Consider the following 14,106-nt stretch of genomic DNA (forward strand, 5'->3'; position numbering starts at 1 on the left):
CGCCCGCACCGCCCGCTCCCCGCGAGGTCCTTTGCAGATCCTAACCCTGATGCCGGCGCCGACGACACCACGGAAACCTACCCGTCACCGATGCCGACTTCGAACAGCCATCGGCTCACTTCAGCTTCCATGTGAACATGCCAAATTTTCTGTTGACGCTGCGCCGCGAACACTACACTGCTGTGTCGGGCGGAAGCACAGGATTAGATCCATGAGTGAGACAGAATCGGCAACCGTCGACCTGAGCGCCCTCACGAGCGATATCGTGTCGGCCTACGTTTCGAAAAACAACGTTCCGAGCGCGGAGCTGCCGGCCCTCATCCGCAGCATCTACGATGTCCTGAGCAACATCGGCCGGCCGGCCGCGCCGGCGAATGACGAAATTGCCAAGGCAAGCCCCTCCCAGATCCGCAAGTCAATCACACACGACCATCTCGTCAGCTTCCTCGACGGAAAAAACTACAAATCCTTGAAGCGGCACCTGACGAAGCACGGGCTCACGCCCGAAGAATATCGCACGAAGTTCGGCTTGCCGCGCGATTACCCAATGGTCGCTGAGAGCTACGCCAAGCAGCGCTCCGAGTTGGCCCGCACCCTCGGCCTCGGCCAGATCCGACGGGACCGGGCCGCCCGCGCGCGGGCGTTGGCCGAGGCCCCCGGGCTCCCCGCCGAGGCCCCGGCCGCGGAGGCCGCGGACTCCTCCGCCAAGCGCCCCGCCCGCCGCGCGCGCTCGACCAAGGCGGCGGCCGAGTAGGGCGCGGCCGGTCGCCCCGGCTCCCGACGGACCGCCACGGGAGAGCGGCGCGCGAGCGCGCCCTCGACTGGCCGGAGCCGGGACGGGGACTGCGCGTCTCCTGGCGTGATCTTGGTCGTGCGGGCAAGCCGCGGGACCGGATCTTGACTGATCTTGCGGCGCGACCGACAAGAAGGGCAGCGACTGCGGCGCGGCGTGTCGAGGGGAGCGATGCGGGCTGCGATCCTTCCGATCCTCCTCCTGTCGACGGCGGCCGCACGGGCGACCGAGCCGCTTCCCGCCGTCGAGGCGAGCACCACCTATTCGGAGATCCGCATCGCCCTGGCGCTCCAGGGCTGGACGCCCGACCGGCAGGGCCGCGCCCGCGGGCGGTGCGGCGGCGGCACCCGGGTCTGCGCGACCTACGCGGAGGCGGTCGGGTGCCGACGCACCACGCCCTCGCGCTGCCTGTTCGTCTGGTCCAAGAACCAGACCGAGATCGAGATCGAGACCATCGGCAGCAAGCCGCAGGTGATCACGGTGGCCCGGCTGCGCTGCCGCACCGGCTGCCGGCCGGATGAGCCGCCCCCTCCGGCGCCCTGACCCGTGCGGCCCCCGGGAACCTCCGGCGCGGCGTCGCGCTTCCCATCGTCCGAACGGCCCGCGCGGGCAGGCTTCGGCCGAAGGCGCGGCCGCTGCCCGGATCTTGCTAGCCCGGACAGCGGCGCCGGGGCCGATCGCGCGAGGCCGGCGCGTCACGCAGCGGGAGACCAACGGCGATGACGGATCGCACAACGCCCTTCCTCGAGGCGGATCCGCAGGTGGAGCAGCAGGTGCGGCGCGTGCTGGCCGCCTCCCTGGTCCTCGCCGAGCAGACGCTGCTGCTCGGGGTCACCCTGCAGGTCGCGTGGCTCGATGCCTGGACCCGGCCGCTGCTCCAGGCGGAGGAGGCCTACCGGACGTGGCGCGACCAGCAGGAGCGCCGCACCCGGCTGGTGCGCCGGGGTGTCCCGGACCGGGTCGCCCGCCTGGGCCTGCGGCTGGTCCCCGGGAGCGGGTGAGGCTCGGGACCGGAGCCTCCCGGAAGGCTGGGGATGACGGCGCGTCCGCGCGTGCCGCGTGCGGAATCACACTGAGGTTGTGGCCGCGAATCGGTTTACCGCATTTCGAACAGTCAGGCTTGGTCAACGGCAACCCTTCGGGCTCTCGCGACTTATTCATGGCAGGGATGCGGCGCGGCGCCGGCCCTGCCGCATCCTCATGCTCTCACGGAACGGGACTTCTCACATGAGCGCGCTCTCCGGCGCCCGGACGACCCTGCTCGCGGCCGTGGCGGCCGCCGGCCTCGCCGCGTTCCCGGCCGCCGCGGCCCCCGCGGTCGACAGGACGCCCGCCAAAGCCCCGGGGCGCAGCGCCGCCGTCCGGGACGTCACCGTCACGCGGGACGTCGCCGCCACGGCGACCGCGCCGGAGGATGCGGCGGGCGACGCCGGCTGCACGACCGCCCGCAAGCGCCTGTTCGTCGAGGGCGAGGGCTGGATCGTCCGGCGCGTCACCACCTGCCGCTGAGCCCCGCCCGGCGCGCGGGGGCTCACAGCAGCCCGAGATCGGCCGGCCCGGTGCCGGCGAAGACGCGCCCAAGGCTCGCCTGGTCGAGGCCGTAGAGGCGGGCGAGCAGGCCGCCGAGAAGCGCGCGGTAATCGGTGAGCACCGGGTAGTCCCGGTTCTGGAACAGGGTCGCCTCCGCGGTCCGCACCTGCGGGCCCGCGATCCGCCCGCCCCGCACCGCCCCGCCGAGCACCCAGTAGACGCTGCCGTGGCCGTGATCGGTGCCGCGGTTGCCGTTCTCCCGGAAGGTGCGTCCGAATTCCGACAGCACCACCACCACGGTCTGGGACCAGCCGGCCCCGATCTCCTGCGCGAAGCCCGCGAGGCCGCGGCCGAGTTCGCCGAGCCGCTCCGCGAGGTAGCCCGTCGCGGCGCCCTGGTTCACGTGGGTGTCCCAGCCGCCGACATCCACGAAGCCGAGGTTGAACTGGTCGCGCATCAGCCGGCCGATCCGCCGCGCCGCGAGTTCGAAGCCCTTCGGCGAGACCGCCCCGCGGTCGGCCTGCATCGCGTGGTCGGAAACGCTCTGGTAGACGGCGTCCCGGACCCGGAACCCCTCCTCCACGGCGGCCGCGAGGGGGCCGCCCCGGTACATGGCCGCGATGAGCCGCGCCTGGCGGTCGTCGATGCCCGGCTTGCCGACCTGATTGATCGCGACGTTGGGCACGCTCTCGCCGCCCCGGAAGATCAGCGGCATCTGCTCCGCGAAGGCGACCGGGCGCACGCGGGTCAGCTCGGCGGCGAGCCGCGCCATGAAGCCCGAATTGTAGTCCCGCGCGGCCCCGACCGTCTGGCCCATCTCGATCGTGTCCTGGGTCTCGAAATGGCTGCGGGTGAGGTCGTCGGTGCCGGCGAAGGGCACGAAGGCGGCCTCTCCCTTCGCCCAGAGGGGCAGGATCGTGTCGCGGAGCGCCGGGTGCAGGCTCCAGTCGGCGTCGAGCGGCAAAGCGGCGGCCGGATCGGCGGCGCCGGCCGCGACGGGGCGGGCCACCGCGAGGGTCGGGCGGGCGCGGTAGTAGAAGTCGCTCCCCGTGGGGATCACCACGTTGGCGGCGTCGTAGGCGCCGCGCAGGAAGACGACGAGCAGGCGCGCATCGGCGCGGGGCGCCGCCCAGACCCGGCCGGCGACCGTGGAGAGGCCGAGGGCGAGGGAGGCGCGCAGGATCTCGCGGCGGTCCATGGGGATCTCCCTCAGCGCATGAATTCGGGGGAGGAGAGGAACAGGGTGTTCCAGTCCTGGGGCGAGACGGCGCGCGCCAGCGCCGCGCGGGTGGGCTCGCCGAGCAGGCCCGCGAGGGTCCCGAAGTAGAGGGCGTTCTGCACGAGCGGGAAGGCCGGCTCCTCGACCGCGTCGGGGCCGGGGGGGCGGAAGAGCCCGGCCGGGCCGGAGCCGATCTGGCGAGCGATCTCGAAGCGGGTCACGAGCTGGCCCGGTCCGTTCCAGGCGGCGGCCGCGAGGGGGTAGCCGTCCGGCGTCGAGCGGTTGAACAGGCCCTCGCCGAGGCGGTTGAGCCAGCCCTGGACGGGCTGCGTGTTGAGCACGACGCGGGTGTCGTAGGCGAGGCGCAGGGCCGAGAGCACGTAGCGCATCGGGTCCTTGAAGCCCGAGGCGGCGAGGGCCGGGAAGTCGGGCGCCGTCGCGATCGCCTCGACGGTGGCCGCGATGTCGCCGCCGCCGCGCGTGAAGGCTGCGGCGGCGCGGGCCACCAGGGCGTCCGGCGGCTCCGCGCCGGTGAGGGCGGCGGCAAGCATCCGGGCGACGTGGCGGGCGGTGGCCGGCTGGGCGGCCAGGACGTCGAGGGCCTCCTCGATCTCGGCGAAGCCGCGGCCCTTGATGGTGTGCCCGAGCAGAACCTTGTCGCCGTAATCGTGCCGGGCGGGATTGAACAGGAACAGCCCGTCCCGGACCAAGTCGGCGCGGCGCTCCGGCGGCAGCTTGGGGTCCTCCGGGCGAGCGTCGATCCCGACGCCCGTCAGGATGCGGGCGAGCGCCTCCACGTCGGCCTGCGTGTAGCCGGAGCCTACCCCCATCGTGTGGAGTTCCATCAGCTCGCGGGCGTAGTTCTCGTTGAGGTGGCCGGCGGCGTTCTCGGCGTTGTCGAGGAAGCGCAGCATGGCCGGGTGGCGCAGGGTCGCCCCGAGCAGGTCGCGGAAGCGGCCGAGCGCGTGCGGGCGGATCGCGACGTCGACGTAATCCCCGAGCATCGCCCGCAGGTTGGCCTTGCCCTGGTGCACGTTGAAGCGGTTGAACCAGATCCAGGTCAGCCGCTCGCGCAGCTGGTCGGGGCTGGAGAGGGCGCGCAGCAGCGTCGCGGCGGCGGCGTTGCGCTGGGCGGTGTTCATGGCCTCCTGGACGGCCTGGAGCGCCGCCTTGCGGGCCTCCGGATCGGGCTCCTCCCGGGCGGCCTTGCCCTGCGCGTCGAGGGCGGCGATCCGCTCGCGCAGCGTGCCCTGGGGGGCGAGCGCGTCGACCTGCGCCTGCGCGGGGGCGGGCAGGCGGGGGGCGGCGGGCGGGTGGAGCTGGGCCTGGAGCCAGCGGGCGCGGCCCAGCGCCCGCAGCTCCGCGAAGGCGGTCGGCGTCGCGCCCCAGGTCAGGGCGTCCAGGACGGCGATGTCCTCGGCCGGGGCGGCGCGGGCCGGACGGCTGGCGCCGGCCGCGAGCAGCAGGACGGCGAGCCCCGCCGCGAGGCCGTGCCGTCGGGTCCGATGTCGCGTGGTCGGCGTCATTGGCGTTTCCTGGGCTGCCGAACCGGACGTGCCGGTGGGAGAATCGCGCGCTTCCTCCTGGTCGTCGGATCCCGCCAGAATAGGGCAGGGGTGCGGCTGGGGCGCTCACGATGCCGTGGGGCGGAAACGTCGAGCCAGCCGTCTGTGCACCGGGGCGGCAATGGCAGGCCGGGATCGCCGGAGTACCGCCGTGTGCAGCGTCGTCCGCCATCCGCTTGATCGGAGCGGTGAGCGTATCAGTTGCACACCGGCGTTGTGGTCCCGCGAGGACGATCGCGTGATCTCATCGACGGCACAAAGGATCAATCCATGATGCAGGCACTTCAAGACGGGCGCGGGGAACCCCTCTCCCGTTCGGGAGAGGGGCAGGGGATCGGAGATCCCGCGTGAGGGTCCAGGTGGTTCAGCAAGTATTCTGAAGCGTCCCGCTGCCAGCACGACCGTCTTCGCTTGAGAACGGTACGGTCCGGGGCCCTCACCCCGACCCCTCTCCCGCACGGGAGAGGGGATCCCGCGGGTCTCCTCAGTTCCGTTCAAGCGACTGCGAGACAAGAGCTTTTTCATGCCGATAGGCGAAGTGTGAACAGGCTCGGCCGCACGGGAGAGGGGTTCCACGCGCCACAGCCTTTCGAACGGGACGCTTCAGATCTCGCAGCAACAACAATGCCCTGCGACATGGTTTGATCGAGCGCGTCGCCGGCCTTGCCCGATGGGCATGAAGCTGAGGAATGTCTGCTTTACGTAAAGCTTTCCCTCTGTCCGGAAGACCAAGGCGTGAGCAGAACGAGAGCCGGAAACCAGCGCGAGAATCGCCGCGAAGCGGCTCTGGACGCCAGCAACGGCGTCGAGCAGCGGGCGCTTCGCGTCTTCTTGCGCCGGTTTCCGGGTCGCATTCCGCTATCGCTGCATGCGCTCAGAAAAGGGGGGGCGCCGGATGTGAAGGATGCAACATCGTCATCGTGTGCCGCGCCAGCTTCTGGCCTGTCGCTACTCAACCGTGACGATGGGTTGCAACGGGGGCAGATTCCTTCAGATCTTGCAGGCACTCATATGACCTGGGCTCGGCGGCCATCCACTACGAAAGGTCAGATGAGCTGCCCTCCCTTGCGGCCGAGGCGACCGGTGGCAAGAGAGAGGCGCACGACCTCATGAGGGTAGATTCGATCGATACAGGCCTGCAGGGAAATCAGCCGCCCGGCAGCAGCCGCTCGATCGGATGAGCGTTCCGCGATGTCGAATACTCTTCCCCAACTCTCCATCATCGCGGGTGTCGCGACGCGGTCGCTCGCGTAGAGTTGAATACCGGCATCGACGAGAGCCTGCTCCTCATCCTCGCTGTCGAAGCAATACAAGAGATTCAAGGGATTGTGCCATCGCGCTAGGTCCGAGATGAGCATCCGGCTGCGTGGCACGTCCGCGACGACCAACACGCAGTCGTCATCGAAGCGACAGCGACGCATGTTCGGGCGGACGAAGTAGCCCCAGATCGGATAATCGCCGCTGAAGTCGGGAATGCGCCTCGACATCTGATCGACCATCCACGCGTACGGGACAGCGAAGTGTTCGTCGACGAAACGGCGATCGCCCGCCCAGAAGCCCCGCTCCCGTGCACAGCTGGCGGCGGCCAAGCTCTGAAACGAGTAGACGCGAACGAGGTCGGCCGGCCCTTTCGCCCTCAGGCGATGTCGACGCGGGAAACAGACGCGTGGATCCATCGTCCGTACAAGAGATGTGCGTGCCGATGAGCAAGATCAGCTGGACGCTGCGGTGCGGCTCGTTGCCGGCCGTTGCATTATTCCGGGCGACGCTCGTTCCCCCGCCGCCGCACCGCAGCGCGGCCGAGTCCGGTGTGGGAGATCGGGTCCGCTTCCGGAACGGACACCGACCGGGATTGGTCCGATCGACGGTTCAGCTTCGACGAGCACTCGCGGCCGCCCTTCACCCGCGCCCGGGCGCCGCCGCCACGGCCTCGATCTCGACCACGAAGTCCGCGCGCGCCAGGCCGGCCACTACGATCAGCGTCGTGGTCGGCGGCGTTCCCGGGAACTGACGGTCGCGCGACGTCCGATAACCCTCCATGTGCTCGCGGCCGGTCACGTACACGCTGAGGCGGACGATGTTCGCCATCGTCATCCCGTCCTCGGCGAGGATCGCCGCGATGTTGGCGAAGCAGAGGTCGGCCTGCGCCTCGCTGTCGGCGGGGATCCGGTCCTCGCGGTCGATGCCGAGTTGGCCCGCGACGAAGACCAGACGGTGGTCCGCCGGGACCGCGATCCCGTGGCTGTAGCGCGCCAGGGGCGCACGGATCGACGAGGGCGAGAGAGCCCGCATGGGGATCATCCTTCCGGAAGCCGACGACGCATAGTCGATTCGAGGCTGAGCGATTCACGACCTTGCGTCAACCGGAGCGACGCGGCCGCTCGCCGCCCGGTCCGCGCCGACCGGGCCCGGCGTCGGGAAACCCCGCCTCCTCGCGGAGGCGGGGCGTCGCGCCCGGTATCCGGGCGCCCGCGTCAGGCCAGGATGTCGCGGTCCTTCGTCTCCGGCACGAAGAGCAGGCCGATCACGAAGGTCGTCAGCGCGATCACGATCGGGTACCAGAGGCCGTAATAGATGTCCCCGGTCTGGGCCACCATGGCGAAGGAGGTGGCCGGCAGCAGGCCGCCGAACCAGCCGTTGCCGATGTGGTAGGGCAGGGACATCGAGGTGTAGCGGATCCGGGTCGGGAACAGCTCCACCAAAGCCGCCGCGATCGGCCCGTAGACCATCGTCACGTAGAGGACGAGGACCGTCAGCACCGCGATCACCACCAGGGTCCGGCCGGACGCGATGTCGACCGGGTTCGAGACCCTGACCACGTCCGGGTGGGCGGCGCTCGGGTAGCCGGCCTCGGTCAGCGCCGCCGGCACCGCCTTGGCGAAGGCCGGGTCGGCCACCGCGAAGGTCTTGCCCGCCACCGTCACGGTGGTCGGCGTGCCGGCCGGCACCGCCTCGGTGCGGTAGGCCACCGCGTTGCGGGCGAGCAGCGCCTTGGCGACGTCGCACTCCTGGGTGAACTTGGCGGTGCCGACCGGGTTGAACTGGAACGAGCACGCGTCAGGGTTCGTCCGCACCACCACCTCGACGCTCGCCTGCGCCGCGTAGAGCCGCGGGTTGGCATAGGCGGTCAGGGCCTTGAACAGCGGGAAGTAGGTCACCGCCGCGATCAGGCAGCCGCCCAGGATGATCGGCTTGCGGCCGATCCGGTCCGACAGCGCCCCGAAGACCAGGAAGCCGCCGGTGCCCAGCAGCAGCGACCAGGCGATCAGCACGTTCGCGGTGTACTGGTCGACCTTGAGGATGCTCTGCAGGAAGAAAAGGGCGTAGAACTGGCCGGTGTACCAGACCACGGCCTGGCCGGCGGTGAGGCCGAGGAGCGCGAGCAGGGCCCACTTGGCATTGCGCCACTGGCCGAACGCCTCCGAGAGTGGGGCCTTCGAGTGGGTGCCCTCCTGCTTCATCTTCTGGAAGGCGGGGCTCTCCTGCATCTGGAGGCGGATCCAGACCGAGACCGCGAGCAGCACCACCGAGACCAGGAACGGGATGCGCCAGCCCCAGGCCTGGAAGGCGGTGAGCGTCGTGCTGGTGCCGTCCGCGTTCTGGGTCACGCTCGGCGCGTAGGCGGCGTTCACGTAGCCCTGGGTCGACAGGATGATGACCAGCGACAGCAGCAGCCCCAGCGTCGCCGTCGTCTGGATGAAGGAGGTGTAGAAGCCCCGGCGGTTGCGCGGCGCGTGCTCGGCCACGTAGACCGCCGCGCCGCCGTACTCGCCGCCGAGCGCCAGCCCCTGGAGCATGCGGAGCGCCAGCAGCGTCACCGGGGCGAGCCAGCCGATCCCGTAGGCAGAGAGCGCGCCGTAGGAGGGCAGCAGGCCGACGCAGAAGGTCGACAGGCCCATGATCAGGATGGTGATCAGGAAGGTGTGCTTGCGCCCGACCATGTCGCCGAGCCGCCCGAACACCAGGGCGCCGAAGGGCCGCACCAGGAACCCCGCCGCGAAGGCGAGCAGCGCGAAGATGTTGCGGGTCGCTTCCGGGTAGGCGGAGAAGAACTGCGCGCCGATCACCGCGGCGAGCGAGCCGTACAGGTAGAAGTCGTACCACTCGAAGACGGTGCCGAGGGACGAGGCCAGGATGACCCGCTTCTCCTCCCGGCTCATCGGACGGACGGTCTCCACCGCCGGTCCGATCGCGGTCGTGGTTGCCATGGGGGCGTTCCTCTCTGGTGCGGGCCGCTTCTCCGGCCGGGACGCGTCCCGCCGGGCCGGCCCTGTCGCCGCGCGATCGCGGTCCGCGACGGCGCCGCCGGGGCCGGTCTGCGCCGGCCTCCCGCACCGCGCCCGCCGCGGCCAGCCGAAGGGGTAATCCAGGGACGGCGCCCGCCCAATTCTCCGTTCGTCGTCAGACTTTCGGCTCACCCGCTCCGCCGCAGCGGAAGGCAAGACGCCGCCCGCGCGCCGCCGCCGCGGCGGCGGACGCGCGCAGGGGAAACCACCGCGCGGCCCGGTCGGGATGAGAGCAGGGCGAGACGATCGCCGCCGCCGCCGCGGCCCACGACCGCGATGCGCCGGCCATCCCGGGCGCAAGAGCCCGGGTGACGGTCGGCGATCTCCCGGTGTAGCACACCGCAATATCATCCACTGGTTGTAACGCCATGAATCATAGCCATTTCAATGGCCCGGACCTGCATCGACCATTCTCTTAATTCGATCCGACACACCTGCATGCAGATGCGACTCGGTCTCGACATCGGCCAGCAAATTGAGAGCAGGGAACGACTTCGTTGATTTACTATCCAGAGGTTGTACCCGTTATACACAGGTTGTTAACCCTTCGAATTGCTGCTTTCGCGTTAAACCTTCGTTAATGTCGATTCGTCGGCGGCCGTGGGGGCACAACCGTCGGCCATGACCTAGCGAAGCGGGAAATCCTTGCGCATGAGCGGCCCATCCTCCACAGCAATGCGGGACACGAGCCGGACGACGCGGCAGACGTCGCGGGCGACCGCGCCGGCTCTCCACGCGGCGGCCAGCGGGCGTGCACCCGCCTCGTCGACGCCCCTGCGGCGCCTTCCGGTTCGGGCCCTGGAGCGGCACTACGCGGACGTGGCCCGCGACGTGCGGCAGGCCCTCGACCAGGTTCAGGCGATCGCGGCGGCGGAGGGATACGACCCGTTCATCGCCGAGATGATCGATTTCCTCTCGGTCATGCGCCAGTCCTTCCAAGAGCGGACCTGGCGGGACGCTGTGCTTCCGGCCGTGCGGCGCCACAAGGTCATGGGTCTCGTGCACGAGGATCCGTTCACCCGGCACTCCTTCACCCGGCCGCGCGGCTACCCGGGCGATGCGGGGCTCCTCGACTTCGTCTACCGGCACCCGGCGGCGCGACCGGCGGTGGAGGCCGCCACGGAGGGCGGGCGGGCCGTCATGGCCCACACGGTGGACGTCACCGCCTGCGAGGCGGTGCGCCAGCGCAAGGAGATCCTGGCCGCGCGGATCGACGCGACGGCGGCCCGGCGCCCGGGCGCCCAGGTGCTCGCCGTGGCCTGCGGCCACCTGCGGGAGGCCGAGAGCAGCCTCGCCCTGCGCGAGGGCCGCATCGGCCGCCTCGTCGCCACCGACCAGGACCCGGTGAGCCTCGCCACCGTGGCGGGCTACCGGGAGACGGTCTCGCCGGCGATCGAGACCCGCCCGCTCAGCGTCCGGCACTTCCTCGCCGGCAAGCACGACCTCGGCGGGTTCGACCTCGTCTACGCGGCGGGTCTCTACGACTACCTCGACGCGCGGCTCGCCGCGCGCTTCACCCGGACCCTCTTCGGGCTGCTCGGGAGCGGCGGGCGCCTGCTCGTGCCGAACTTCCGCACCGGCGTGCACGAGGAGGCCTACATGGAGGCCTGCATGGACTGGTACCTGCTCTACCGGTCGCGGAGCGAGATCGAGGCCTTCGCGTCCGAGATCCCGCCCGAGGAGGTCGCCCAGGTCACCTACTTCGAGGACGGGAGCGGGCTGATCGGCTACCTGGAGATCGAGCGGCGCTGACGGCGCGGGGAGGGGGCCGGCCCGGAGCAGGTGTGGCGATCACCCCTGCGCGCCGAGCCGCCCCCCTTTGGCGGCGAGCAGCCGCAGCGCCTCGGCCGACATCGGCCGGTTGAAGTAGAAGCCCTGGAGCAGCGCCACCCCGTACTGCTTCAGGAGCTCCACCTGCTCGCCGGTCTCGACGCCCTCCACGACGATCCGCTGCCCGGAATTGCGCACCAGCGCCACGATGTCCTTGAGCATCTTGGCGCCCCGGGGGGTGTCGCTCGCCTGCACGAACAGGCGGTCGACCTTGATCGTGTCGAAGCTGATCCGGCTGAGGCAGGACAGTCCGGCGAAGCCGGTGCCGAAATCGTCGAGCCAGATCGGCACGCCGAGCCGCGACAGGGCCTCGATCGTCCGGGCGACGCGCGAATCGGTCTCGAACTGGAGCCCCTCGGTGATCTCGACGGCGAGCCGGCCCGGCGCGACCCCGCTCGCGGCCAGGGCGGCCGCGAGGGTCTCGGCGAAGTCGGCCCGGCCGAGCTGCACGGCCGAGACGTTCACGCTGATCATCGGGATCGCCGGACACTCCGCGAGGTGGCGGCAGGCCTCCCGGATCACGAAGGCGCCGAGGTCCAGGATGGCGCCGCCGCGCTCGGCGACCGGGATGAAGGCGGCGGGCGAGAGCGCCGTGCCGTCCGGGGCCGAGAGCCGCATCAGCGCCTCGGCGGCCACCATCCGGCCCGCCGCCGCGTCCCAGATCGGCTGGAAGACCAGCGACACCCGGCCCTGCTCCACCGCCCCGCGCAGGGCCTCGGCGACGCCGTCCTGGGTGCTGACGGCGTCGATGAGGCGCTGGTCGAACAGCTTGGCGCAGTTCCGGTTGCTGTCCTTGGCGAGGTAGAGGGCGCGGTCGGCCGCGGTGACGATCCGCTCCGGCTTGTCCGCGGCGAGGTCCCGGCCATGGGCCGCGCCGATGCTCACCGTCACGGTGGCGAGGTGGTCCATCCGCGCCTCGTGCGGGATCCGCAGCCCCTCCACGGTCGCCCGCAGCTCCTCGGCCAGGGCCGCCACCTCCGTCGCGCCCGCGGCCCGCAGCAGGACGATGAACTCCTCGCCGCCGAACCGGCCGATCCGCGCGCCGCGCCGGGCCGCCGCCCCCTCCAGGGCCCGGGCGACCGCCACCAGGCAGGAATCGCCGCGCTGGTGCCCGTAATGGTCGTTGAACATCTTGAAGTAGTCGATGTCGACCAGGATCACCCCGAAGGCGTCGCCGCCCGCCCGCCACCGCGTCCACAGGGCGTGCAGCATCTCGTCGATGGCGCGCCGGTTCGCCAGCCCGGTGAGCGCGTCCGTGGTCGAGAGCTTGACGAGTTCGTCGCCCCGCTCCGCCGCCTGGCGCTGCCGGATCTCCGCCCGCATCGCGTTCAGGAACACCTGGTAGCGCTCGAGGTTCAGCTTCCAGTTCAGGAAGATCGTGAGAACGAAGCTGAGGACATAGAGCGATCCGATCGCCGCGTAATAATGTGGCGGGAATTCGAAAAACAGGAGCGTGGAAACGAAGAAGATCAGCGTGATCAGGCCGGACGTCAGCAATGCGACCCGGAATCTAAAGTTGAAGAAGAGGTTAGCCACCATCATGAAGACGGTGCCGAAGGCGAGATAGTAGGAGACGTTCGCACTGTTATCGCTCAGCACAGTGAGGATCAGCCAGGACGCGTAGCCGACGACGACGCCGAGCGCGCATTGCAGCTCGATCAGCCGGGCATCGACGTCGCGGCGGATCTGCAGGCCGATGCAGGCGATGTAGAGCGTGCCGATGCCCAGGCGCGACAGGACCGCGTACACGATGACGTCGCCGATCAGGACCGCGTCGGTGATCGAGAACAGGATGTAGAGGGCGCCGACGAACCAGATCGCGCTGCGCGCGTCCTGCCGCTGGGCCTGCCTCTGCTGCGCCTCGTACAATCTCTTCAGCACCGCCATGCGCCGATCGTGCCAAGTCTTGGCGATCTCAGCGTCAAGCAATCGGGCAAAATCTGCGTGCATCGCGGGACCCATCATGCGCAACACGCTAGCAGCACGCATCTCCCGAACCGTTAACGGGATCAGGAAAGCAATCCGCGTTTGTACGAACACGTCCCAGGCGGGGTTTTCCGCAGCATCCGGCGCGGCGTGAGCTTGGCGCGACCGATCGATCTCCGGCGGGCTCGGGGCGGCGCGCCGGAACCTGCGCAGTCTGCCACGGCTGGCGCATCGGCCGCTGCGGAACGAGGATCGCCCCCGGTCGGTTGGTGGCCCGAGACGAACCGGGAGGCTGGTGAGCATGCGTCGCGATCTGATCGGACTGGCCCTCGGGCTCGCGGCGCTGGGCCTCGCCGGGACGGCGCAGGCCCGTCCGGTCGCGGGTGCGGGTGTGCGGGCGGCCGTTGGGCCGCGGGCGGCGGTTGGGCCGCGGGGGCTGCGGCCCACCGGCGCGCGGGCGGGCCGGCACGGCCGCTTCGCGGGGGCGGGATTCGCGGGGGCGGGGTACGGGGTCCTCGGCGGGGTGGTCACCGGGCCCGAGAGCGCGCCCGTCATGAGCGCGCCCGTCGTGGCGGAGCCGCTGCTGACGCTTCCGCGCCCCGCGGAGCTGGTCCCGTCGGCCTGGGGCTACGGGACCTACGGGATCCCGACGGTGGCCGGCATCCCGAGCCCGCCGCGGGCCGAGCCGGTGGTCTACGTCATCGACGGCCCCGCGCCGCGCCGCGTGGCCTCGCCCGGCCCTGCCGTCTATGCCCGGGACCGGGGCGGCGTCTGGCACTCGCCCCCGACGCGGCGCAGCCCCGGCGATGCCGAGCGGCCGGTCTCCTTCCGGTCGGGTGGGGCCCGGGTGGTGGAGGTCACGGTCCCGCAGCGTTAGAGGATTTTCAAGCGAGGCGGTCATCGGCTCGCTTGAGGACAAGGTGATGACGGACGACCGCAGAGCCCTGTCGGCGATCC

Annotated in this window: 12 protein-coding genes; 6 read left to right on the plus strand and 6 right to left on the minus strand. The window is 70.8% G+C overall.

What is annotated here, in order from left to right; all coding sequences use genetic code 11:
- The first annotated feature begins 211 nt into the window (after positions 1–211).
- The 4 genes from ACW9J6_RS14680 (at position 212) to ACW9J6_RS14695 (ending at position 2,302) form a co-directional block, all read left to right on the plus strand.
- Positions 212–754: a MucR family transcriptional regulator gene (locus tag ACW9J6_RS14680; protein WP_457117224.1), complete on the plus strand. Its 543-nt coding sequence runs from the start codon at positions 212–214 to the stop codon at positions 752–754.
- 210 nt (positions 755–964) lie between these two features.
- A complete protein-coding gene (locus tag ACW9J6_RS14685; RefSeq protein ID WP_457117225.1) occupies positions 965–1,336 on the plus strand; it encodes a hypothetical protein in 372 nt (123 codons plus the stop codon).
- 176 nt (positions 1,337–1,512) lie between these two features.
- Positions 1,513–1,794 (plus strand): hypothetical protein, encoded by a 282-nt coding sequence (locus tag ACW9J6_RS14690; protein ID WP_457117226.1) that lies wholly within the window; start codon positions 1,513–1,515, stop codon positions 1,792–1,794.
- Positions 1,795–2,020: 226 nt separating this feature from the next.
- Positions 2,021–2,302 (plus strand): hypothetical protein, encoded by a 282-nt coding sequence (locus tag ACW9J6_RS14695; RefSeq protein WP_457117227.1) that lies wholly within the window; start codon positions 2,021–2,023, stop codon positions 2,300–2,302.
- Between the two features lie 22 nt (positions 2,303–2,324).
- Here the strand turns inward: ACW9J6_RS14695 and ACW9J6_RS14700 are convergent, their stop codons facing one another.
- The 5 genes from ACW9J6_RS14700 to ACW9J6_RS14720 all read right to left on the minus strand — a co-directional run bounded on the left by ACW9J6_RS14700 (position 2,325) and on the right by ACW9J6_RS14720 (position 9,315).
- Positions 2,325–3,521, minus strand: coding sequence for a DUF1501 domain-containing protein (locus tag ACW9J6_RS14700; protein ID WP_457117228.1), 1,197 nt, complete (start codon positions 3,519–3,521; stop codon positions 2,325–2,327).
- Between the two features lie 11 nt (positions 3,522–3,532).
- Positions 3,533–5,068 carry a DUF1800 domain-containing protein gene (locus tag ACW9J6_RS14705; RefSeq protein ID WP_457117229.1) on the minus strand — a complete coding sequence of 512 codons (1,536 nt, stop codon included), beginning with the start codon at positions 5,066–5,068 and terminating at the stop codon, positions 3,533–3,535.
- Between the two features lie 1,085 nt (positions 5,069–6,153).
- Positions 6,154–6,783 carry a DUF3841 domain-containing protein gene (locus tag ACW9J6_RS14710; protein WP_457117230.1) on the minus strand — a complete coding sequence of 210 codons (630 nt, stop codon included), beginning with the start codon at positions 6,781–6,783 and terminating at the stop codon, positions 6,154–6,156.
- Between the two features lie 223 nt (positions 6,784–7,006).
- Positions 7,007–7,399, minus strand: coding sequence for a RidA family protein (locus ACW9J6_RS14715; RefSeq protein WP_457117231.1), 393 nt, complete (start codon positions 7,397–7,399; stop codon positions 7,007–7,009).
- A 182-nt stretch (positions 7,400–7,581) separates the two neighbouring features.
- On the minus strand, positions 7,582–9,315 hold the full coding sequence (locus ACW9J6_RS14720) for an MFS transporter (RefSeq protein WP_457117232.1): 1,734 nt from the start codon (positions 9,313–9,315) through the stop codon (positions 7,582–7,584).
- 729 nt (positions 9,316–10,044) lie between these two features.
- Between ACW9J6_RS14720 and ACW9J6_RS14725 the strand changes: the two genes are divergently transcribed.
- On the plus strand, positions 10,045–11,145 hold the full coding sequence (locus tag ACW9J6_RS14725) for a methyltransferase type 12 (RefSeq protein ID WP_457117233.1): 1,101 nt from the start codon (positions 10,045–10,047) through the stop codon (positions 11,143–11,145).
- Between the two features lie 39 nt (positions 11,146–11,184).
- Here ACW9J6_RS14725 and ACW9J6_RS14730 read toward each other — a convergent pair whose 3' ends face one another.
- The gene (locus tag ACW9J6_RS14730; protein ID WP_457117234.1) at positions 11,185–13,110 is read right to left on the minus strand and encodes a putative bifunctional diguanylate cyclase/phosphodiesterase; all 1,926 of its coding nucleotides are present in this window, start codon (positions 13,108–13,110) and stop codon (positions 11,185–11,187) included.
- A gap of 340 nt (positions 13,111–13,450) precedes the next feature.
- Between ACW9J6_RS14730 and ACW9J6_RS14735 the strand changes: the two genes are divergently transcribed.
- Positions 13,451–14,026, plus strand: a complete 576-nt coding sequence (locus tag ACW9J6_RS14735) for a hypothetical protein (protein ID WP_457117235.1) — start codon at positions 13,451–13,453, stop codon at positions 14,024–14,026.
- Positions 14,027–14,106 lie beyond the last annotated feature (80 nt).

The sequence above is a fragment of the Methylobacterium sp. JK268 genome, from assembly GCF_054052225.1.